The sequence below is a fragment of the Saccharopolyspora sp. NPDC045941 genome (assembly GCF_056431445.1).
Genome location: NZ_JBWKKU010000036.1, coordinates 47,691 through 69,903, shown reverse-complemented (window position 1 = coordinate 69,903; position 22,213 = coordinate 47,691). Strand labels below are relative to the sequence as shown.

At 70.5% G+C, this 22,213-nt stretch carries 14 protein-coding genes; 4 read left to right on the top strand and 10 right to left on the bottom strand.

Annotated features, from left to right (window positions below; genetic code table 11):
* Positions 1 to 19: 19 nt before the first annotated feature.
* The 6 genes from AC07FN_RS26845 to AC07FN_RS26820 all read right to left on the bottom strand — a co-directional run bounded on the left by AC07FN_RS26845 (position 20) and on the right by AC07FN_RS26820 (position 6,173).
* The gene (locus AC07FN_RS26845) at positions 20 to 805 is read right to left on the bottom strand and encodes a polyprenol monophosphomannose synthase (RefSeq protein ID WP_478398135.1); all 786 of its coding nucleotides are present in this window, start codon (positions 803 to 805) and stop codon (positions 20 to 22) included.
* Positions 806 to 859: 54 nt separating this feature from the next.
* A complete protein-coding gene (gene lnt, locus AC07FN_RS26840) occupies positions 860 to 2,425 on the bottom strand; it encodes an apolipoprotein N-acyltransferase (protein ID WP_478398134.1) in 1,566 nt (521 codons plus the stop codon).
* Positions 2,426 to 2,606: 181 nt separating this feature from the next.
* Positions 2,607 to 4,130 carry an AMP-binding protein gene (locus tag AC07FN_RS26835; protein ID WP_478398133.1) on the bottom strand — a complete coding sequence of 508 codons (1,524 nt, stop codon included), beginning with the start codon at positions 4,128 to 4,130 and terminating at the stop codon, positions 2,607 to 2,609.
* Positions 4,127 to 4,879, bottom strand: a complete 753-nt coding sequence (locus AC07FN_RS26830; RefSeq protein WP_478398132.1) for an enoyl-CoA hydratase/isomerase family protein — start codon at positions 4,877 to 4,879, stop codon at positions 4,127 to 4,129. The genes AC07FN_RS26835 and AC07FN_RS26830 overlap by 4 nt, the downstream gene beginning before the upstream one ends.
* A gap of 11 nt (positions 4,880 to 4,890) precedes the next feature.
* Complete coding sequence (locus AC07FN_RS26825; protein WP_478398131.1) at positions 4,891 to 5,334, bottom strand: acyl-CoA thioesterase; 444 nt, start codon at positions 5,332 to 5,334, stop codon at positions 4,891 to 4,893.
* A 137-nt stretch (positions 5,335 to 5,471) separates the two neighbouring features.
* Positions 5,472 to 6,173: a TetR/AcrR family transcriptional regulator gene (locus tag AC07FN_RS26820; RefSeq protein ID WP_132490060.1), complete on the bottom strand. Its 702-nt coding sequence runs from the start codon at positions 6,171 to 6,173 to the stop codon at positions 5,472 to 5,474.
* A gap of 167 nt (positions 6,174 to 6,340) precedes the next feature.
* On the opposite strand from AC07FN_RS26820, the gene AC07FN_RS26815 reads away from it, so the two are divergent.
* Positions 6,341 to 7,759, top strand: coding sequence for an amino acid permease (locus AC07FN_RS26815; RefSeq protein ID WP_478398130.1), 1,419 nt, complete (start codon positions 6,341 to 6,343; stop codon positions 7,757 to 7,759).
* 88 nt (positions 7,760 to 7,847) lie between these two features.
* Here AC07FN_RS26815 and AC07FN_RS26810 read toward each other — a convergent pair whose 3' ends face one another.
* Positions 7,848 to 11,552 (bottom strand): caspase, EACC1-associated type, encoded by a 3,705-nt coding sequence (locus AC07FN_RS26810; RefSeq protein ID WP_478398129.1) that lies wholly within the window; start codon positions 11,550 to 11,552, stop codon positions 7,848 to 7,850.
* The gene (locus tag AC07FN_RS26805) at positions 11,549 to 11,932 is read right to left on the bottom strand and encodes a hypothetical protein (protein WP_478398128.1); all 384 of its coding nucleotides are present in this window, start codon (positions 11,930 to 11,932) and stop codon (positions 11,549 to 11,551) included. The genes AC07FN_RS26810 and AC07FN_RS26805 overlap by 4 nt, the downstream gene beginning before the upstream one ends.
* Positions 11,933 to 12,143: 211 nt before the next feature.
* On the opposite strand from AC07FN_RS26805, the gene AC07FN_RS26800 reads away from it, so the two are divergent.
* The 3 genes from AC07FN_RS26800 (at position 12,144) to AC07FN_RS26790 (ending at position 15,593) form a co-directional block, all read left to right on the top strand.
* A complete protein-coding gene (locus AC07FN_RS26800; RefSeq protein WP_452614505.1) occupies positions 12,144 to 12,905 on the top strand; it encodes an alpha/beta fold hydrolase in 762 nt (253 codons plus the stop codon).
* Between the two features lie 73 nt (positions 12,906 to 12,978).
* The gene (locus tag AC07FN_RS26795; protein ID WP_478398127.1) at positions 12,979 to 13,425 is read left to right on the top strand and encodes a DUF3574 domain-containing protein; all 447 of its coding nucleotides are present in this window, start codon (positions 12,979 to 12,981) and stop codon (positions 13,423 to 13,425) included.
* 92 nt (positions 13,426 to 13,517) lie between these two features.
* A complete protein-coding gene (locus AC07FN_RS26790) occupies positions 13,518 to 15,593 on the top strand; it encodes a hypothetical protein (protein WP_478398126.1) in 2,076 nt (691 codons plus the stop codon).
* Here AC07FN_RS26790 and AC07FN_RS26785 read toward each other — a convergent pair.
* Together AC07FN_RS26785 and AC07FN_RS26780 are read right to left on the bottom strand one after the other, a co-directional pair.
* A complete protein-coding gene (locus AC07FN_RS26785; protein ID WP_478398125.1) occupies positions 15,584 to 17,302 on the bottom strand; it encodes a hypothetical protein in 1,719 nt (572 codons plus the stop codon). The two genes, AC07FN_RS26790 and AC07FN_RS26785, sit on opposite strands and share 10 nt — an antisense overlap.
* A gap of 107 nt (positions 17,303 to 17,409) precedes the next feature.
* Complete coding sequence (locus AC07FN_RS26780; protein ID WP_478398124.1) at positions 17,410 to 22,158, bottom strand: CHAT domain-containing protein; 4,749 nt, start codon at positions 22,156 to 22,158, stop codon at positions 17,410 to 17,412.
* Positions 22,159 to 22,213 lie beyond the last annotated feature (55 nt).

Here is a 22,213-nt window from a genome sequence, read left to right as displayed (position 1 = left end):
TGCTCGGATCCCGCGGTCGTCAGCGGCGGATCGAGCGCAGGACGCTCGCGGCCTGGTTGCCGCGGCGGCGCAGGCCCCACTTCGTCACCCTGACGAGGGCTTCGCGCACCACTTCGGCGTCCATCTTCGAGCTGCCGACCTCGCGTTCCACGAACGTGATCGGCGCCTCCACGACCACGAAGCCGGCCTCCACCGCGCGCCACGCCAGGTCCACCTGGAAGCAGTAGCCCTGCGAGGCGACGTTGTGCAGCTGCAGCGTCTCCAGGACCTCCCGCCGGTACACGCGGTAGCCGGAGGTGATGTCGTTGATCGACACGCCGAGCGCCAGCTTGGAGTACACGTTGGCGCCGCGGGACAGCAGCGCCCGGTACCAGGGCCAGTTCACCGTCCGCCCGCCGGGCACGTAGCGCGAGCCCAGCACCACGTCCGCGCCGGTGCCGTCCGGGCCGAGCATGCCGATCAGCCGGGGCAGGTCCTCGGGCGAGTGGGAGCCGTCGGCGTCCATCTCGATGATCGCGCCGTAGTCCCGCGCCAGCGCCCACTCGAAGCCCGCCACGTACGCCGCGCCGAGCCCGGCCTTCTCGCTCCGGTGCAGCACGTGCACCCGCTCGTCGTCGGCGGCGAGCCCGTCGGCCACCTCGCCGGTGCCGTCCGGGCTGCCGTCGTCGACGACCAGCACGTGCGCCGAGGGCAGCGCGGCGAACAGCCGCCGCACGATCGGCTCCAGGTTGTCCCGCTCGTTGTAGGTGGGGATCACCACCAGGGCCGAGTCGTCACCGGCTCCGGGGGCTTGCCGGTTCGCCATCCATGTCCTCCTGGCCGACCCGCTCGGCCGGCTGTGCACTCGTATCGGTCGGGTTCAGGCGTCCGCGGTCCGCCGGGGCCGCCACCAGGACAGCGCCACCGCGCCGACGCCCAGCACGACCAGTGTCCACATCGGAACGCTGCCCAGCCGGGTGGCGAGCGTCTGCGTCGAGCGCAGCGGCACCTCGGCGATGAGATTCTGCGCGGTGAACAGCTCGGTCTGCTGGGTCACGGTGCCGTCCGGCTGAACCACGGCGCTGACGCCGCTGGTCGCCGCCACCAGGACCGCCCGTCCGTGCTCCACCGCGCGCAGCCGGGACATCGCCAGCTGCTGGTAGCTCATCTCGGAGTGGCCGTACCAGGCGTTGTTGGTCGGCACCGCGAGCAGCGTCGCGCCCTCCCGGGCCGCACCGGTGAACACGTCGTCGTAGGCGACGTCGTAGCAGATCCCGACGCCCAGCCGGACGCCTCCGACGTCGAGCACGCCCGGTTTGTCGTCGGGCACCATGTCAGAGCGGAAGCGGTCCACGAACGGGCTCACCAGCCGCGCCACCGGCCGCATCGGGATCGTCTCGGCGAAGGGCACCAGGTGCTGCTTGACGTAGCGGTCGCCCGCGCCCGTCGCCGGATCCCACCGGACGATCTGGTTGCGCAGGGCGCCGTCGGGGTCCTTGCCGAGGCCGCCGACCACGAGCGGGACGCCGAACTGCGCGGCGACGCCGGAGAGGTCCGGGTCGGTCTGGCTCGGTCCCCAGCTGCCGACCTGCTCGGGGAGCACGACGAAGTCGAGGGGGCCCTTCGCCGGGTCGGCGGCGAGCTGCTGAGCGGCCGCGATGTGGTTGGTGTGCAGGACGTCGTCCTCGTACAGCAGGCCCAGCCCCAGGTTGGGCGCGTTGCCCTGCACGATCGCGACCCGGGCGGTTCCGGCGTTGGGGTCGGTGCCGATGAAGGGCAGCATGGCCAAGCCGGCCACGACCGGCACGAGCACGGCGGCCAGCGGCGCGGCCCAGCGGCGCGGGGTGCGCACGCGGCGGGCGAGCTCGGCCAGGCCGCCGCCGACCACCGCGACGGCGAAGGACACCACGGCGGTGCCGCCGAGCGCGGCCAGCGGCAGGAACAGGCCGGTGTCCTGGGTGAATGCCAGCTTGCCCCACGGGAAGCCGCCGAAGGGCACGGCCGAGCGCAGCGCCTCGGCGGTGACGAACACCGCGGCCATCCACACCGGCGCTCCCGGCAGGCGGCTGACGCGCGCCATCCCGGCGCCACCGAGCGCGACGAACAGCGCCTGCACGCCCGCCACGCCCAGCCACGGCCACGGGCCGAAGTCGGCTCCCAGGAAGTCCTGCAGCCAGCCCAGCAGCGGCAGCAGGAACGCGAAGCCGAACAGCAGGCCGTAACCGAATCCGGCGCGGGCCTTGCGGCCGCGGAGCACCGCCGCGAACACCGCGAACGCGATCGGCGCCAGCCACCACAGCTCGCGCGGGGGAGAGCCCGCGTAGAGCGTGAAGCCGGCGGCGACGACCGCGAGCATGCGCAGCCAGACCGCGCCGACCGATCGACCTGCGGCCTTGCTGCGGCCCGGCCGCTCAGCGAGCTGCGGACGAGCCGTTGGGACAACCACCCGATCAACCTTCTCGGTGCCGCGGTCCCGGCCAGGCCAGGACGGAAACGTTCTGTCGGTTCGTACGCGGGCAGGCCGACGCGCACCAAACAAATGTACGCCGGATGGTGGACCCGGAGCCGCAGTGGGCAAAGGGGACAGAACGCTCAACGGGGCCGCGGGCAGTGCCGACCCGCGGAGATCACCAGGTGCGGCTGTCGTGGGCGGCCGCCTCCTCGTCGCGGAGCTCGGCGCGCAGGACGGGCTTGGCGACGCGTTCCGAGGCCGTCATCGGCAGCCGGTCGCGGAAGGTCCAGTAGCGCGGGACCTTGAAGTAGGCGAGCTGGGTGGCGCAGAAGTCCGCCAGCTCGCGCGGATCGCACGGCTCGCCGCGGAGGACGACCACCGCGTGCACCTCCTCGCCGCGCAACTCGTCCGGCTCCGGCAGGACCGCGGCCACCTCGACCGCCGGGTGCAGCTGCAGCACGCGCTCGACCTCGGCGGCGGCGATGTTCTCGCCGCTGCGGCGGATCATGTCCTTGGTGCGGCCCGCGTAGTAGACGCGGCCCTCGTCGTCCATCCGGGCCAGATCGCCGGTGTGGAACCAGCCCGCCCGGAAGGCGCGTTCGGTGGCCTCCGGATCGCGGAAGTAGCCGTGCATCAGGCCGGTGCCGCGGATGGCCAGCTCGCCGACCTCGCCGCGCGGCACCGGGGCGCCGTCGCCGCCGACGATCATGACCTCTCGGCCCGGCGCCGCCCGGCCGAGGCAGCCCGTGCCCACCGCGGCGTCGTGGTCCTGCGGGGTCATCCGGATGTCGCTGCCGGTTTCGGTCATGCCGAACGCCTCGAACCACGGGACGCCCCACCGCCGTTCGAGCGCGGCGTGCAGGTTCGGCGGGATCGCCGAGGCGCTGATCGCGCGCACCCGGTGTTCCCGGTCGGCAGGCGACGGGTCCTGGTCGAGCAGCAGCTTCGGCATCAGGCCCAGGCAGTAGAACCACGTGACGCCGTGCTCGCGGACCTTCGCCCAGAACGTGGTGGGGTGGAACCGGTCCAGCACCACCAGCCGCGCCCCGGCGGCGAGGCCGAGCGCGACGTTCCACTGCGGATCGATGTAGTGGAACGGCTGGGCGGTGAGGATCGTGTCGCGGTCGTCGATGCCGGGGAAGCCGTCGACCAGGCCGGACGAGAGCGTGGTCCAGTAGCGGTGGGGGAGCGCGCAGCCCTTGGGCGCGCCGGTGGTGCCCGAGGTGTACTGGATGTTCGCCAGCGCCTCCGGTGTCGGCGGCGCGCACCGGGGCGCTTCGGCGGCCGGGAGGTCGATCGCGTCGACGTCGAGGACCTGCCGCACCGAGGTGGCCTTCCGGACGCGGGCGAGCAGATCCGAGTGCTCGGCGGTGGTCAGCACGACCCGGGCCTGCGAGTGCGCGAGCACGTGCGTGGCGTCGTACTCCCGGTAGCGGTTGTTGACCGGGACCATCGCCGCGCCCAGCTTGGCCGCGGCGAGCCAGCCGAGCGGGAATTCCGGGCGGTTGTTCATCATCACCGCGACGCGGTCGCCCGCCGCCACGCCCGATTCGGCCAGCAGCGCGGCCAGCGCGTCGCTGCGGCGGTCGATCTCGGCGAAGGTGAGTTCGCGGCCGGTTTGATCGAAGGTCCACGCGGTGCGATCCGGCCAGCGCCGGGCCGCACCACGGACGAGGTCGACGAGGGTTTCGGCGTTCATCGGGCGTCTCCCGTCCGGTCGGCCGCGAGCTCCTCGGTGCGGATCGCGTGCCGGATCTCCAGTCGCAGCGCCGATTCGAGGGCGTGGTCGATGCCCGCGTCCAGGGCTTCCTTGGCCATGGCCAGGGTGGCGCGCGGCCGCTCGGCCAGCCGTGCCGCCCACCGGTGCGCGGTCTGCAGCAGCGCGTCGGCGGGGACCACCGTGTTGACCAGCCCGAGCCGGCTCGCCTCGGCGGCGTCGATGGTGTCGCCGAACAGCAGGATCTCCTTGGCCTTGAGCGGGCCGACGAGCAGCGGCAGCAGCTTGGAGATGCCGCCGGTGACGCTGAGTCCGAGCCCGACCTCGGGGAAGCGGAACCGGGTGTCCTCCGCGGCGATCACCAGGTCGCAGCAGAGGGCGAATTCCGCGCCCGCGCCGACGGCGTGCCCCTGCACCGCCGCGATGACCGGCGCCGGGCAGTCGCGGATCAGCCGCGTGACGTCCTGGATCCGGTCCAGCCGCGCCTGCACGGTCGCCGGATCCTCCGGCGGTGCCTTGAGGTCGTGGCCGGCGCAGAACGCGCGGCCGCGGCCGGTCAGCAGCACCGCGCCGACGCCCGCGTCGGTGATCGCGCCGAGCGCGGTGACGAGTTGTTCCACCAGGGCGGTGTTGACGGCGTTGAGGCATTCCGGCCGGTTGAGCCGGATGACGCCGACGTCGCCGGAGATCTCGGTCTCCACCACGGCACCGCCGGACTGGACTTCGGACAACGGCTTCCTCCTCAACTCTCGGGTGAACGCGGGCCGTGCAGCTGGGCCGCGTGCCAGGCGCGCAGCCGCTGCGACCACGGCTGCGGCCGTCCGTCGGCGCCCACCTTCACGATGGTCCGGGTGCCGGTGGCGTTCGGTTCATGTCCGCAGTGGAAGGTCCAGGTCGCGCTGGTCCGGCCCAGCTCGGTGAGCTGCAGCCGGACGAACAGGTCGCCCGCGCCGGTCACCGGCGCGTGGAACTCGATCTGGAAGGCGCGGACGACGTAGTGCAGGTCGGGGTGCCGACCGGCGATCGTCCCGGTGTCGTAGCCCGCGGCCGCGAACGCCGCCGTGGTCGCCCGCTCGATGTGCAGCGCGAACCGGGTGTTGTGCAGGTGCCCGTTGGGATCCAGCTCGTCGAAGTGCACCCGCGAGCGATAGCGGATCGCCGGTGGGGTCCCGGTGCTGCCTGCCACGCCGCCTCCTCGCGTTCTGTCGATCGATCGATCGGTCGACAGCGTAGGATCGTCGCGGCGAGACCGCAAGACCGCCCGGAACGAGCGTGGCCCGGGTGGCGATGCCGCCACCCGGGCCACGCGTGGTGCCGCTCCGGTCAGTCGCGAGGCGCGCGGGCTCGCATCGACGGCAGGCGGATCTGCCAGATCTCCTCGATGAGCCCGTGGATCTCGGCGGCATCCGGCAGCGGTGTCGCGGCGGCGCGCTTCGCCGAGACGCCCAGCAGCTGCAGGGCCAGCTGCGCGTGCGCCGCGCCGATCGAGTCCAGGTCCATCTCGCCGGACGGCGAGTACCACTTCGCCACGCCCGAGCACATCTCCAGCACCGCCATCCGCGCGAACCGCTCGTCGGGGACCGAGAAGACGCCGCGCCGGCAGCCGTCGGCGATCGCGTCGCGCCAGAAGTCCTCGTAGCGGTCGCGGATCTGCACCATGGTGTCGCGGCGCTCGGGGCCGAGGACGCCGATCTCGTTGTCCACCACGGTGGTCTCGTCGCGGTGCAGCGCGTGCGTGAGCACGTGGACGTGCACGAGCCGGGCGATGACCGCCTGCGGTTGCGCGGCTTCGGCCGATACCCGCTCGGCCGCGGTGATCAGCCGGTCCAGGGACGCCTTCATGATCGAGAAGAGCAGGTCTTCCTTGGTGCCCATGTAGTGGTAGAGGGTCGCCGAGGACAGCCTGGCGGCCTCGGCGAGTTCCCGGATGCCGGTGCCGTGGAAGCCCTGCGCGGCGAACAGCCGGACGGCGGCCTCCCAAACCTGGCGCTGGGTGTCGTCGCCCGCGCGGACCTGTGCGCTCATCTCGTCGTGCTCCGGATTCCTCGGTCGATTGATCGATCAGCCCGACCTGCACGGTACCGCCGGCGGGGCGGTGCGCCCGCGTCGCGCTCCTCTTGACCCCGCATCGGGAGAGAACTACGGTGCGACGCACCTCTCGATCGATCGATCGAACGGGCTTTGGAGGCGGGATGACCGATGAAGCGACTTCCCTCCGGCGGGCCCGCCCGCTAGCCGACGGGGATCCCGGATCCTCGCCGGGCCTGCGGGCCGCTCTCGGCGACCGGCAGATGAGCATGATCGCGATCGGCGGCGTGATCGGCGCCGGGCTGTTCGTCGGCACCGGCAGCGTCGTCAACAAGGCCGGGCCCGCCTCGCTGGTCGCCTACGTGCTCTCGGGCCTGCTGGTCATCCTGGTCATGCGGATGCTCGCCGAACTGTCCGTGGCGGCACCGCGGACCGGCTCGTTCGCCAGCTACGCCACGCGCGAGTTCGGCAGCTGGAGCGGCCTGGCCATCGGCTGGCTCTACGCGTACGCGTGGTGCGTCACCGTCGGCGTAGAGGCGGTGATCGGCGGCGGGCTGCTCCACGGCCTGGTGCCCGCGATCCCGGCCTGGGCCGCGGCCGTGGCGTTCATGGTCGTGCTGACCGCCTCGAACCTGGTCGCGGTGCGCGCCTACGGCGAGGTCGAGTTCTGGTTCGCCCTGGTCAAGGTCATCGCGATCGTCGGGTTCCTGGTGCTCGGCGTGCTGGCGATCGCCGGACTGCTGCCCGGCGTCGAGGCGCCCGGCGGCCAGAACCTGTTCGAGCGGGGCGGATTCGCGCCGAACGGCTGGTACGCGGTGCTGCCCGCGCTGCTCGTGGTGACCTTCGCGTTCAACGGAGCCGAGGTCGTCACGATCGCCGCCGGCGAGGCGAAGCGCCCGGCGGAGGCCGTGCGCAAGGCCATCCGCTCCACGGTGGTCCGCATCCTCGTCTTCTACATCGGCTCGGTCGCCGTGATCGTCACCCTGCTGCCGCACGCCGAAGCCGGCATCACCGACAGCCCGTACTCCGCGGTCCTCGACCGGCTGGGCATCCCGCACGCCGGGCTGATCATGGACTTCGTCGTGCTCGTGGCGGTGCTGTCCTGCCTGAACTCCGGGATCTACACGGCGTCGCGCATGATGTTCGCGCTCGCCGGCAACGGTGACGCGCCGCGCCTGCTCGCGCGCTCGAACTCCGCGGGCGTGCCGGTTCCGGCGGTGCTGCTGGTGGCGCTGGCCGGGCTGATCACCGCCGGGGCGAACTACTTCGTCAGCACGGCGGCGGTTTTCGACTTCCTGGTGGACTCCAGCGGCTCCGTGATCATCCTGCTCTACCTGTGCATCGCGGCGACGCAGCTGCGCAGCCGCGCCAGGGCGGCGCGCGAGGGCCGCAGCCTCCCGGTGCGCATGTGGGGCTACCCGTACCTGTCGTGGGGCGTGATCGCGGCGCTGGTGGCGCTGTTCGCCTTGCTGGCCTTCGACCCCTCGACCCGGCGATCGTTGCTGCTCACCATGGCGGTGGCGGCAGTCGCGGTGACCGCCGGTGTGCTGCGGCAACGCCGGAAGTCCCACCCCGCCGGCTGAATCCGCCGACGGCGCGCCGGGCCACCCGAGGTTGACCGGTGCGCCGTTCGGGTCGTCGTTGCGGAAGCGCTGACGTCCGGTCAGCTTTTCAAATCGCTGGGATTCCGTTGCCTTCCAAGAGGTTCGTCTGGTCGCAGTAGAGCTGCCAGGCCGGGATGCGGATGCTCCGGCGCTCTTCGCTGTCTCCTGCGAGCAGTCGTCGTCGTTCGAATTGAAGACGCAGGTGCCGGGCGGGAGCCGTCGAATCCGCATCGAGGCCGCGGTCGAGCAGCACTGCTGTCGATGCGCCGTTGTCGTGAACCAGCGCGTCGGCCAGATATCCGTCCAGCGCCGCGCGGATCTGCACCTCGGTTCCGGTGCCTTGGCTCAGCCGTGCGTGCAGCCGAAGGAGAAGTGGATCCAATGGCGTTTCGGCGTCATCGCCGTTCGCCTGCTGGTCGGCCGCGTCGACCAGCACACTGCCGACGCCGCCGTGCTTGCGCCAGAGGTCGCGGTCGCCGACTACCAGCAGATGTGCCCGCGCCCGCGTGATCGCGACGTTCCACAGGTTCAGCTGGTTCTTCATCCAATGCACGCTGCGGTTCGCCATGCCAATACCTGCGACCAGTGAGAAGACGATCGCGTCTCGTTCCGAACCTTGGAAGGTGTGCACCGTGCCGACCTGGACCCGGTCGTTTTCCCGCCATTGCCTCTCGACCGCGTCCGCCTGGCCCCGGAACGGGCTGATGACCCCCACGGTGCCGTCCGGCGGCAGCTTCTCCAGCAGGCGATGGACCGATCGGTTGACGAGTTCGAGTTCCGCCTCGTTCGTCCAGGAGCCACCGCGACCCTGCACAGCGGTGCCGGAAACCGGCAACCACAGGATCGCCCCGCGATCCATCCGGCGCTGTTTCGCGGTATCCGTCAGGACGGTCAGCTCGCCGCCGTAGAACTGGCTGTTCGACACCTCCGCGATGGCCGGATGGCAGCGGAAGTGCTCGTCCAGCAGGGAGCTGCCGCGTGCCGCGCGCTCGAACGCATGGAATGCCGAGTGGCGGTGGTAGGTGCAACGGCGGCCCTCAAGCCAACTGGCGCTGATTCCGAGGCCACGGCGGACAGCGGCTTCCTGCGCGGGTTTGACCGTGATCACCGGTTCCAGCTGCATCGGGTCGCCGATGATCAGGACGCGCTTGGCCCGGAACAGCACGGGAAGGACCTGCGGGATGGAGCACTGGCTAGCTTCGTCCACGATGACCAGGTCGAACAGCCCGGGGTTGGGAGGGAACCGGCGGACGCTGAGGTTCGTCACCGCCCAACCGCGCACGTGTTTGCACGCGGACTCCACCTCGGTCCAGTCCGGCTGACTGCTGCGCTGGATCAGGTCCTGGATGGCTCTTTTCCCGGCCCGCGCCGCGTTTAGCACGGAGGTCTCCAGCAGTCGTTTCGCGTGCAGCCGTTGCTCTTCGCCGCGCTCATCCAGCGCGTGCTTCAAAACGTCGTCACCGGGCGCCTTCGAGATGTCAGCGCGCCTGGCCTGCCAGCGGGCTTCGATGCTCGCCCACGAGTTGATCAGCCTGCAGGCCTGCTCGTGGCCGTCGGCTTCCCAGCGGATCTTCCGCAAGAACCGGCGTCGTCGCCAGCCGCCGAGAAAACGCGTGTCGGCCAACTTTCCGGCGTGCTTGGCGAGTCGGGCGAGGTCGGTGTCGCAGAAATGGGAGCGAAGCTCACCCGAGGTGCGGCCGAGTTCTTGCGCCACGTGTTCGCGCTGCTCGCCGATCTGATGGAGCTCGGCTTCTCGGCGGGCTTTGCCGGCCATTCGCGCCACTACGCGGTCGAGCGCTTCACGGGACTGCCAGAGCTCGGCCCGCGCCGTGCCGGTGTTGATCGCCGGAGCGGTGGCCGCAGCCAGGCGCTGGAGGGATTCCCGCTCCTTCTCGCGGTAATTCACCTTGCCGTATTCGGATCCGGTTCGCACCAGGCAACCGGGCACGATCCGCTCGCAGCGCTCCCACACCTCGTCAACCGCACGATTGTTGGTGGAAGCGACCAGGACGGACTGGCCGTTCGCGACCGCTGTTGTCACCAAATTGCCGACGAGCTGGCTCTTGCCGGTTCCAGGAGGACCCGTCGCGACCGTCAGCCGACGGGTCATCGCGGACGTGATCACGGCTTCCTGTCCCTCGTTGAGGGGCAGGGGAGCGACCAGTTGCCAGTCACCGGAAGCATCCTGACGGGACTCACCGTCTCCGAGCAGCGTTCCGAGCGCCGTCTGCTCGATCGAGTTCTTCTTGCCCGCGATTTGTTCGAGATCCTTGAGCAGGTTCTTGTTGGCGTGGTTCTGCTGCGGGGAGAGGAAGAGCACCGCGGCGTTGCGCGCTCCCTGTGCGGGAGTGCCGATGTCGATACTGGCCGCGAGGTCGTTCGGTCGCAGCGGCTGGACGTCGGCCAGGTTGAAGTCGTCCCGCAGGTAGTGCCTGATCTGCTGGACCAGTTGGCCGTGCATTCCGGCGTGCCAGTGGGCCATGAACGTGTCGCGTAGTTCCGCCGCCTGGTTGCTGCCCAGAAGGTGCGCGGCCAGCGCCGGGTGCGGGATCGGCGTTCCGTACGGCCTGATCCGGGGGCCGTCGTCATCGGCGGTGATCTCGACGCTGCGGATGAGCAGCGGGGCGAACCGCGGCCGCCGGTAGGTCTCGCCGGTCGGCGACTTCCAAAGGACCACGGCGGGGTAGCCGTACCAGAGCTCGGCGTCCTCTCGGGTCGCCTGCTCGACCAGGTCGGTCGCCTCAGCTGGCAGGGCGATCGATCCAGCATGGCCCAGGTCACCGGAGAGCAGGCGTTCCGCGCCGGTGAGGCAGACGTAGCGCTCGTCGACCTCATCCACACCCATCAGTGACATGTCGGACCCGGATGCCACGACGCACTCGCGGTAGTAGTCGAGCAGCAACTGCCACGGATCTGCCGGGGTTTCGTCGAAGTCCGACTTCGCGGCACCAGGTTCGGGCGGCCCAGCGGACGGCCGTTGCACGGTGGGCGGCGTCAGCGGTGGTCCGGCGTAGCTGCGGGCGAGATCGATGCGGCAGTCGACCTTGTCCGTCGAGTAGGTGGGAGTCTGCGGTTCTGCCAGTTCGAGCTTGCGGACCCGGTCCGCGACGTAGTGGAAGAGTTCCTCGGCAGACACGATTCCGTCGTTGCCGGTGTCGCCTCGGCCGGTCCGCAGCGCATCGATGATTTCGCCCGTGAACGCCGACGGCCGCGGATCCGGATGTGAGTCGCCGTCGCCCCACGATTTCTCATCAGATCCCGACGAGGACATGACGAACACCCCGCGGCCGCGCACCGGCGCCGCCGAGCTCGACATGGACTTGGCGTCACGGGTGCGGAACCCGAGGCTGAAGCCGCCGCTGTAGCAACAGTCGAAGATGGCCACCTTCTGCGGAGAGAGGCATTGCTCCAGTTGTTCGTTGACGAAGGACGCGCCCACGCCGGTTTGCTCGATCGCGTTGCCATCGGTATCCGCTGCGATGAAGAAGAATTCACTCGTGGTTCGGGACAACCGGATACCGTGCCCGCTGATGTAGAGCAGTGCCAGGTCGGCCGGGCCCAGTTTCTCGAGGAAGTCGCGGATACCGGACCGCATTTCATCGGCCGTCGGGCTGTCGAGGACGTCGGTGCTGTCGAAGGCTCCGATCGCGGGGTGTTCCAGAACCTGCTTGAGCTGCGCTGTGTCCGCTCTGGTGCAGGCCAGAGACGAGAAGTTGGGGTCTTGGTAGACCGCAGTGCCGATTAGCAGAGCTCGTTTGCCGAGAGCCGTCACGCGTCCCCGCCTTCGAGGAACTTCGTCACGATCCGTTCCTGCGCCGCGTCCGGTTTCCCTTGGATCTCGAGCGTCTCGTCGCCGCGGGTCAGCCGTACCTTCCGGTTCCGCTCTCGCTCGGACCAGGCCTTGATGCCAGCCACGACCACCGGGGTCAGCGCTTTCACACCTGCTCCGCCGAGGAACACCCACAGGGCCAGGTCCGCCGCGAGTCCGCCCTTGGCTCCGGCAGCGGTAGTGGGCGTGGAGTCGGCGAACTCGACCTCGACGTCCGCGATCTCGTTCAGTTCGGCGCGCAACGAGCGAGTGAGCCGTTCGCCCAGAATTGCGTTTCCGTCGGCTACTACTTCCAGCGTGAATGCCGGAGCAGGCGGCGTCATTAACCCTCCAGTGACAATGCCTGAGCGTCGTGATCCGGTATCCGGGCACGCTACACGGATTGCCGACCGCTGGGTGGCGCTTACGTGAACCAAGATCAGATTTCGCTATTCGATCACTGGAACGGAGCAGTCCTGGTCACCTGATTTCCGCCCGCCCGAGGTTGACCGGTGCGCCATGCTGGTGGCCGGAACTTCTCCGTTGGAGGTGGGAATGCCTGCTGGGCGTGAGGAAGTCGGCGTCGGGGAGCACCCGGTCATCGCGCTGCACGGTTGGTTCGGTTCGGGTCGTGCTTGGCGGCCGTTGCAGCCGCACTTGGACGGCACCCGTTTCCGGTACGTCTTCCCGGATTACCGCGGGTACGGCGCCCGGGTCGGCGAATCCGGTGCGCACACGCTGGAAGAGGCCGCCGGAGACGTGCTCGCGCTCGCCGACGAGCTCGGCTTCGACCGGTTCTCGCTGATCGGCCATTCGATGGGCGGCGCCGTCATGCAGCGCGTCCTGGCGGACGCACCCGATCGGGTGCGCGCCATGGTGGGCGTTTCGCCGGTGCCCGCCGGCGGCGTGCCGTTCGACGAACAGGGCTGGGCGCTGTTCTCGGGCGCCGCCGCCGACGCCGGGAACCGGCGAGCCATCATCGACTTCACCACCGGCAACCGGCTGACCGGGGTGTGGCTGGACGCGATGGTGCGCCACTCGCTGGACTCCTCGGATCCGCGGGCCTTCGGCGACTACCTGTCGGCGTGGGCCAAGGCAGACTTCCAGGCCGAGATCGACGGCCGCGAGCTGCCGGTCAAGGTCATCGTCGGCGAGCACGACCCGGCGCTCGGCGAGTCGACGATGCGCGAGACCTTCCAGCGGTCGTACCCCGGCTGCGAGCTGGAGGTCCTGCGCAACGCCGGCCACTACGCGATCGACGAGACCCCGGTCGCCCTCGCCACCAGCATCGAGACCTTCCTGGCGAAGGCCGAATAGTCGCGGTGCGCCCGCGCACCCGGGCCGATATCCTCCAGCCGACCCGCTAATCCACTGTGGATGGAGAGCCCGGATGATCAAGTCGCCTGTTCGCCTGACCGCCGCGGTGCTGGCCGCCGGGCTCATCGGAGTGGGTGGCCCGGTGGCCTACGGCGCCCTCGGCGACGAGGCGCCGTCCGAGCGGGCCGGCGCGGCGTACCTGGAGACCAGCCTGTTCTTCGGCACCGCCATTCCTGGCGGCGGCGAGCCGGTGTCGGACGAGCAGTTCCACGCGTTCGTCGACGAGGTCGTCACGCCGCAGTTCCCGGCGGGGCTGACGGTGCAGGACGGGTACGGGCAGTACCGCGACGCGCATGGCGTGATCGAGCGGGAGAAGTCGTTCGAGCTGGTCCTGCTCTACCCGGTCGCCGAGCACGGCGCGAACGACCCGAAGATCGAGGGCATCCGGGAGGAGTACAAGAAGCGGTTCGCGCAGGAATCGGTGGCGCGCGTCGACGATCGCACCGCCGTCGACTTCTGACGGCAGCCGCGGGGAAGTCCGGTGACATGCCGGATGTCGGCCATCACGAAGCGTTACCCTGGCCCGGGTGATCTCGGCGGAGGGAGCGGACGATGGCCGACGGCGGCAATCGGTTCGACGGCACGGCGGACGCCGTCGTGCAGGGGCGCGATTTCCACGGCGACATCTACTTCTACCCGCCGAGCAGCCCCAAGGCGCCACCGCGCCACGTGCCACCGCCGAGCCCGCATTACACGAACAACGAACGGCAGCTGGCCGAAATCACCAAATTCCTCCGGCCCGGCGAGGCCCGGGACCACCAGCGGTCGGGCCTGGTCGTGCTCCGCGGCGAACCCGGCGGCGGTAAGAGCGCGACGGCCTACCAGTGGATCCACGAGCATGGCAAGCACTACCAGGACGGCTTGTTCTACGCCTCCTTGACCGCCGGAACGCGTGAAACCGGTCTGGAGAGCGAGGCGCTGCACAACTGGCTTCTCGGCGTGGGTTACACGCGTGACCAGATCCCGGCGACGCTGGACGGTCGCGCCGCCCTCTACCGGTCGTGGAGCACCGACAAGCGCGTGGCAGTCGTGATCGACGACGCGATCAGCGCGGCTCAGGTCCGCGCTTTGCTGCCGGGGATGGGCAATTCGGTCGTGCTGGTGACCGAGGCGCGTTCGCTGGGCGCGTTGCGGGCGAGCGCTGGAGCCGAGTTCGTCCCGCTCGATCCGTTGTCGGCGGACTCCGCACGGCTGCTGGTGTCCCGGATCGTCGGCGAGACCCGGGATCTGGCACGGGAATCCGAGCAGATCGACGAGTTGATCGGTCTGTGCGACGGGCAGACCACCGCGTTGTGCATCGCCGCTTCGCTGCTGGTGGAGTTCCCGGACCGGCCGGTTGCCCGGTGGGTGCGCGAACTCTCGCGGGAAGGCAGGCGCCTGGCCGCGCTGTCCCGCGACGAGAACCTGTCCGTGTTGGCGGTCTTCAACACCGCCGTGGGGCGTCTCGACGACCGCGCCCAGCAGGTGTACGCGGCGTTCGGGCAGCATCCCGGAACGGGTGATGTGAGCCTGGCGGCGTTGTCGGCCGCCGTCGCCTTCGACGAGGGCGACGTTCAGGATGCGCTGGACCGGTTGTGCGCCGCGCACCTCGTTCGGGAAGTCGGTGAGGACCGCTACTTCGCTTACAGCTTGGTCCGCGAGCATTCCCGCGCGCGCTTCCCCGACCCCGCGGTGCGTACCCGTTTCGATGAGTTCTACCTGCGCAAAGCCATCGCCGCCGGGCACGCGGTGCAGCCTCGGCGCGGTTGGTTGTTCGAGCTGTGGCCGGAACTGCGTGACGAACTGGCCGATAGCGGCGACGGGTGGGATTGGCTGGACACCGAGCGGGCCAACGTTCGCGCCGTCGCCCGCGGGCTTCACGACAGCGGCAGCGAGCAGCTTTGCCGGCTGGCCGTAGCGTTGTGGCCGTTCCAGGAGCAGGCCAAGTACGTCGATGACATGGACGTTTTCAACAAGAACGCCGTCGAGGTGGCCGCCGCGCACGGCTGGACCTTCGTGGCCGGGCTCGCCGCCGTACAGCGTGGATTCGCCTTCCGCGCCAGGGGCGAGTACGACAAGGCGGCGACGCTGTTCGCAGAAGGAGAGGAACTGGCCCGCCAGAGCAAGCGCGTCGACCTGGCCGCCACCGCCGTGGAGTCGCTCGGCATCAGCCTGCGGGACCAGGGCGACCGCGGCGAAGCGCTGATCGCCTTGCGGCGGAACTTGGAGATGGCCGAGGTGCTGGACGTTCCGCGGCGCACGGCGCTGGCACGGATGCACCTGGGCTCTGTCGATGAGCCCGAGTCCGGTGTGCGGTTGCTCGACCAGGCGCTCAGCACGTTCGAGGAACTCGGCGAGGGTTACAACGCGGCGAAAACCCGGATGTGGCGTGGAGAGCGGCTCGCCGAACTCGGCCGGTACGCCGACTCGGAAGCCGACCTGACCGCGGCCCTGGTGTACATGACTGCCCACCACAAGCACTTCGACCGGGCTCAGGTTCTGCTCTTCCTTGGCGAGAACGCGCACGCGGCCGGCGATGTGGCGGCCGCGCGGCAGAACTTCACGGATGCCGTTGCGCTGTGCCGGATGTGGGGCTTCGCCGAACTCGCACAGCGGGTGCAGGGCCGGCTCGACGAGGATCAGTCCTGAGCGCGGACTTCGAGCCGGATCGGCTCGACGCGGCGGCCGAGCTGGATTCGGGTCAGCGCGGGTAGTTCGCGCAGTGATCTACCGGTGCACAGCCAGGCGTGCACGAGGGCGGCGCAGACCGGCCCGAGGTCGTCGGCGCCGCGCCAGCGCACCACCGGCAGATCGGCACCGGTGACGATCCACGCACCGGCCCGGTCCCGGGCCGCGCCCAGCAGGCAGCCGGGGAGCCCGCGCAGCGACGAGCGGATCCACGACAGCGGATCGTCGTGCCGGTCGTCGTCGACGAGCACCTCGGCGAGCTCCAGCCAGCGGCGGTCGGGCTCGGCCGAGTCCGTCACCAGGATCCCGTCGCGAATCGAGTCCAACGCGGCGGCGGGGAAGCGGACGGCCGACGCGCCGTGCTCGTCCAGCCGCAGCTGCACCAGTTGGCTGCCGACCATCGGTACGTCCACTGTGGGCAGTGGGACGGCCGCGGAATCCGCTGGAACGGCGGGTTCTTCCAGTTCTAGGCGTGTGTATACCTCGGCGCGCAGCAAAGCGGCCGACTCGCCTGGAACTGACGTGGCCAGCTCGGTGATGTCCGCGTACCGCTCGGCCGAATGATCGCCGATCGTGTCCTCCAGCTGCTCCCGCAGCGCGGCATGTTCGTCGAACCGCGGTGCCGTGCGAAGCAGGGCGGCGATCGGGGAAGCCGCATCGACCGTTTCCTCCGGCCAGGCCGCCAGCAGAACCGGTGTGCCGAGCGCGGCCGAGTAGAACGTCACCGAACCGTGGTCGCCGATGGTGACATCCGCGGCGACCAGCGCCGCGCGCCAGCCTTCCTCCGGCGGCAGCACCACCACTCCGGCGCGGGCGCATTTGGCGAGCCACATGCGGACCTGCCACGGCGAATGCCCGTGCCAGATGTTCGGGTGCAGTGCTACGACGACGCGGTACTCGTCCAGTGGCAGCTCCCGGGCGAGGCGGAGCACCAGCGACGGGTGCTGCCCGAACAAGGAAGCGGCGCCCCAGGTCGACGAGACGACGACGCAGCGCTGTTCCGGCCTGATCCCGAAGCGGTGCCGGTAGGCGTCGCGCAGCGGGCGGCCCGCCAGCATCCGGTCGAAGCAGGGATCGCCCGCCACCAACGCCGCTTCGAGGGCGGCCGGGCAGTACCGCGCCAGCCGGTCGCGCTGCTCGTCGTGCGACAGCACCGCTACCGACGGGACGAGCTCACCGTCGTGCAGCAACCACGCATCGGAAAGACCGAAAACCGGATTCTTGGATTCTTGGATTCTTGGATTCTTGGATTCTTGGATTCTTGGATTCTTGGATTCTTGGATTCTTGGATTCTTGGATCCCAAGAATTTATTGTAGCCCATTCCGTGAGGGAGAATGATCAATGGAGCGCGGATTTCGTGCTGCGGTCCGCCGTAGCTGGCCGATACGGCGAGGTCGAAGGAGTCCGAGGTGGCCGTCTCCCAGTCGACCGGCGTGATGCCGCGACCGGCGAGGAATTCCGTGGTACCGGTGGTGAAAGCGCTGGATCCGATGCAGGTGAACACCGTCTGGATGCGCGGGTCGCCGGCCCATAGCGGGACCACGTCGAGCAGTCGCGTGGCGGCGGTGACGTTGTGCACGACGACCAGCACTCGCCGGTCCGTCGAGACGGTTCGCCACTGCCTGCCCGGCTCCCCGATCAGCAGGTCGTCCCACTTCAGCGCAGACACCGCGTCATCCTATCCGCCGCTTCGCTCGAGCCGGTCGGCTGCGGCCTGGTGGTGCACGACGGCGCCCGTGCGGTCTGCCATCGCCCACAGTGATCCATAGTGGACATTCAGCGGCCGTGGTAGGTGAATGCCGCCCAGCGCATCGGTGGCGTCGGGTCGATTTCCGCGAAGTGCTCGGTCAGTTCCGCAGGTGCTCCCGGGATCGGTCGGCGGTCCGGGTCGAGCATCCACAGCTGAGCGGCGCGCAGGGCCTCCGCCGGGTCCGGATGGCTCGTGTTCAGGTGGTGGTGGAACACGATCATGAACATCGCCGTGGCCAAGTCGTCGATCTCCCACTTGGTGCCGACCACGCCGCTGGCTCCCGCGGCGAGGAACGCCGTGGCCAGGGTCAGGACCTCGTCGTGCGCGCGGATCGTCAGGTCGCTGGCGCACGCCGCGAGCACGACCAGCGCCGCGTGCGGTCCGCTCTCGCGGTGCTGGCGCAGGATGTCGCGCACCGGCAGGGCCCGGCCGGCACCGAGCCGCAGCGCGGATTCGACCGGGATCTCAGCCTGATCGGCGTGGCAGCTCAAGTGCAGCAGCGACGCGCCCGGCAGCGCGGCCAGGACGTCCTCCGGCGTCGGCACCGACCGGCGGCGGGGGCCCGGGCGGCCGAGGTAGCTGCCGTCCGGGTAGTGGGCGTCGTGGATGTGCCCGAGCTCGTGGCGGGTCCAGTGCAGTTCGGGGGTGCGCACCAGGACCGGCTTGTGCGGCCAGGGCCGCGGGTGCCGGCGGGCCGCCTCCACGAACTGGCGCGCCGAGGCGGCGTATGCGATGACGACGTCCTGGCAGGCGTAGCGGATGTCGCCGGCAGGTGCCCGGCGGCGGGCCGCGTGCCATGGCACGACGGTGAACTTCCCGGTCGGCACCAGCACGATCCGGGGTGTGCCGGGATCGTCGAGCCACTCCAGGAGGAGCCCGAGCGCGGCCTCCCACGCCCAGTCGCACACGGCCTCCAGCGCGGCCTGCCACGGCTGCTGCGCCGCCGCGCCGACGCTGGCGAGCTCTTGCTGCAGCAGGTCGAAGTGCCGGGCCGCCTCGCGGTGCTCGGACAGCTGCGGGCAGGGGAGCCGGTGGGTGGTCCCGCGGTCGGTGACCAGCACCGCCTCCCCTTCGATCAGGTACACCAACGCCCGGGTGCGCCGTGCCCGCAGCGCCGCGCCGATGTCGGCCACCGCCGTGGCCGAGACCAGTTTGTCGTCCGCATCCGTGCCTTCGAGCGCGCGGAACACCTTGTGGCGCAGGTCGCTGGGCAGCGGGCTCTTGGTCGGATCCGTCCACTCGGCATGGGTGTCCCACGGCTGTCGCCGGTCGACCTCGGCCTCCCAGCGATCCGCCAGCTCAGGACTTCCGTTGGCGCGCAACAACTCCGGCATGCTCGCCGCGGTGGTGGCGGCGTGCAGCACCATGCCGCGGCCCAGCTCCAGCGCGCGGATCGCGGACTCCGGTCGTTCCGCGTCGAGGCACCTGCGCGCGGTGCGCACGGCCCTGCCGGCCGCATCCGCCGCGGCGTGCATCGCGCGGCCGGGGCTGGACTGCAGCAGAACGCCGCGGGCGCGCACCCGAAGCGCTTCCAGGCTCGTCTCGATCGCCCGCTGCCGGTCGCCGCGCTCCGGATCGTCGCGATGCCGGTAGTTCATCGCGAGCAGCTCCAGGTCGCCGACCAGGAAGTCGCCGGATCCCGAGCGGAAATCGGCCACCAACCGCTCCAGCCCTTCGATGGCGGGGCCGAGGTCGACCGGCGACATGCCGCGCGCGAAGCGGGCCTGCCGCCCGAACGTCAGCAGCCGCATCGCCAGGTGCCGGTCGTGCGCCGGGCGCACCGGAGCCTCGACGACCTCCGCGAGCACCTCCAACCCGTAGTCCGCCAGCTCCAGATCTCCCGCGACCAGGCCGAAACTCATGCAGAGGCTGGCGGCGCCGATGTTCTCGGTGGCGTGATCGGCCCGGGTCCGCGGCAGCCGCCGGGCCGCGTCCAGGGCCTCGCGGGCGCCGTCGAGGTCGATCTTGCCGGTGAAGCGACGGGCGGTTCGCCGCTTCAGCTCGCGGACGAGGGCGATGCCGTGGGACACCCGAACCTGCACCTCGGGTTCGAGGCCGGCCGTCACCGCGCCGACGCCGTCGGCGAGGGAGTCCAGCTGCTCCGCCGTCGGCAGGAGCTCGCTGTAGAGGGGAACCATGCCGAGCAGCCGCACCGAGGCGGTGATCCTGGCTATCCACCGGATGCGGTCCTCCGGGACGAGCCCCTCCAGGGCCGGGCGCAGGTCGCGGAGCACGACGTCCGGTTCGCCGATGGAGCTCTCCCTGACCCGGGCGGACACGTCGTTGATCAGGTTGGCGAGCGAGCTGCCGTCCGGTGCGTAGTAGCCGGCGGCTTCGACGTCCTCGCGGTTGCCCGTCAGCGCGAAGCGCACCAGGAGCATGCTGCCCAGGGTGGGCCCGAAGTCCATCCGCATCTCGTGCTCGGCGGGCAGGAGTTCGGTGGCGCGCTGGATGTGGCCGAGCGTCTCCTCCACGGACTCCAGGTCCACCTCCGCCTTCTCGTCGAAGGCGAGCAGGGTGTGGCTGAACCCGGCGGCGATGTTGTCGGACGGGTACTCGCGCACCACTTGCTCGGCGATCGCCCTGATCCGGGCCAGCGCGTCGGAGGGAACCTCGCCGTCGCGCCGGGCCTGCGTCAGCAGCGCCCCGGCCAGCCCGGCGAGCGCCTCGGCGCGGTCCGGATCGTCGTCGGGCATCGCGTTGACCTGCTGCTCCTGCCACCTGACCAGCTCCGCCATCTCCTCGGAGCTGAATCCGGGCACTCCCTCGGTGGACAGCCGCTGCATCGTGACCAGCAGGCGGACCGGGGATTCGATCGGGAGGCCCGCCGTGGCGGCGCTGATCAACCGGCCGGCGTCGTCGCCCGCCAGTGCCGACTTGACGGCGCGGATGGCTTCCAGTTCCGCCGCGGTCAGCGCGCCGTCCTCGGCGTCATCGGAGACTGTGGCCAGGTCGTCGAGCGCGACGGCGAGATCCTGCTCCTCGCCGGTGTTCTTCGCCCAGACGAGCAGTCGCAGCGCCGCGAGTTCGGGGCTCGACGCGTGCGCCGACACCGCGGCCAGGTGCCGCCGGGCCGCGGGGAGATCGGCTTCGTCCAGGTAGTCGACGATCTCGTCGAGCCGGTCCACACCGAGCCGCGTCTGGCGGTGTTCGGCGGGCAGGTTCTTCGACAGCGCGAGGAACGCGATCCCGGTGTGGCAGGTGTCGCGCAGGTGGGTGCTGATATCGCTGTGCTGCAACGCTTCTTCGTACGTCGCGATGGCGTTCCGGCGGTCGTCCTCGCCGCCTCCCTGCATGGTGAACCGGGCGAGCTGCATCGTCGCGCGGGCCATCGCCGTGCGGCGGCGGAGTTCGCCTTCGGCGAGCCCGGACAGCGCGATGTCCAGGTCGGCGATCGCCTCGTCGATGTGGTCCAGCTTGTCTGAATCGGCCACCAGCTTGGCGATGATCATGCCGCTGCGGGCGAAGATCTCCGCGCTGCTCGGATCGCCTGCGGTCAGCTGCGGGCGCAGCTCGCGCAAGAGATCCACGGCGAGGCGCAGGTCGCCGCGCAACGAGTGGGCCAGCGCGAGTTGGTAGAGCGGGAGGAGCTGCGCGCCCGGCTCGTGTTCGTGGATCGCCGCCATGCTCGTGGCGATCTCGATCGTCCTGGTGGGGTCGCCGTCGGTCAGGGCGGCGCGTTCCAGCAGCAGCGCGGAGATCCCGAGCAGGTCGCCGCTGACGGATTCCGCGTCGATGTCCGAGATCACCTTCCGGCGCAGCGCGACGATGGCTTCGTCGAGCTCGGCGACCCTGGGGACCGACGTGGCCGGTCGCGGGTCCGACGAGAACGCGGCCCGGAGCACGACCGACCGGTACCTGCCGGGATCGCCGTCCGGGGCGTGCTCGATCAGCGTGCCCAGGTCCGCGGCCAGGACGTGCCAGTCCTGCGGTGTGGTTTCGGCTCCCTGCGCGAGCACGACGCCGACCCGTGCGGCGGCGATGTCCGGCATCGCGATCAGGTCGGCGGAGAGCGCGTCGAGATGCGCTCGCACGGCGCGGAGTTCGGACTTCGCCCGGCCGTTGAGGAGTTGCCGGAGCTGTTCGTCGGTGAGCTCCGCGCGGCGCGAGGCGGCCGGCAGGTCCTCGAGCAGGATGAGCAGGGCGAGCTCGCGGTGGCAGACATCGCGGAGGTGGACCTCCGGCCACGCGAGGGATTCGGTGAACGCCGCGACCGCGCGCCGGTGATCGGCATCGTCGCCGCCCAGCAAGCGGAACCTCGCCGCCCACAGCTGGGCGCGGGTCAGCACGGCACCGCGCCGCAGGTCGCCGTCCGGGAGCTCGTCGACGGCGACGTCCAGATCCGCGATCGCCGCGGCGAAATCGGCCGGGTCCGCCAGCCGGACCACCGCATCGGCGATGATCAGCGCGCTGCGGGCGCCGATCTCGGCGCGCCCCGGGTGTTCCGCGGTGAGCAGCGGCCGCAGCTGACGCCAATACCCCGCGGCGGCGCGCAGATCGTCCTCGCCGCGGTGGGCCGCGCGCAGCAGGTGCGCCAGGCAGAGGTCGTAGAGCGGCGGGATGCGCGCGGGGGAGTCCTCGTCGAACGCCCCGGCCAGCCATTCGGCGATGGCGATTGCCTCGTCCGGCTCCGCGCCGTCCAGTTCGTTGCGCTGCAGGAGCAGTTCCACCAGCTGGACGCTGGCGTAGTAGCGCTGCTCATCGCTGAGGTCGCCCCGTAGCTCTTCGCGCAGCGCGGCAATCGCTTCGGTGAGTTCCGCCGGAACCTCGGTCATCCTTGCTCCCCGCTACAGCGCTCTTGGACCAAGCTAGCGCCTTCTGATCTACGTC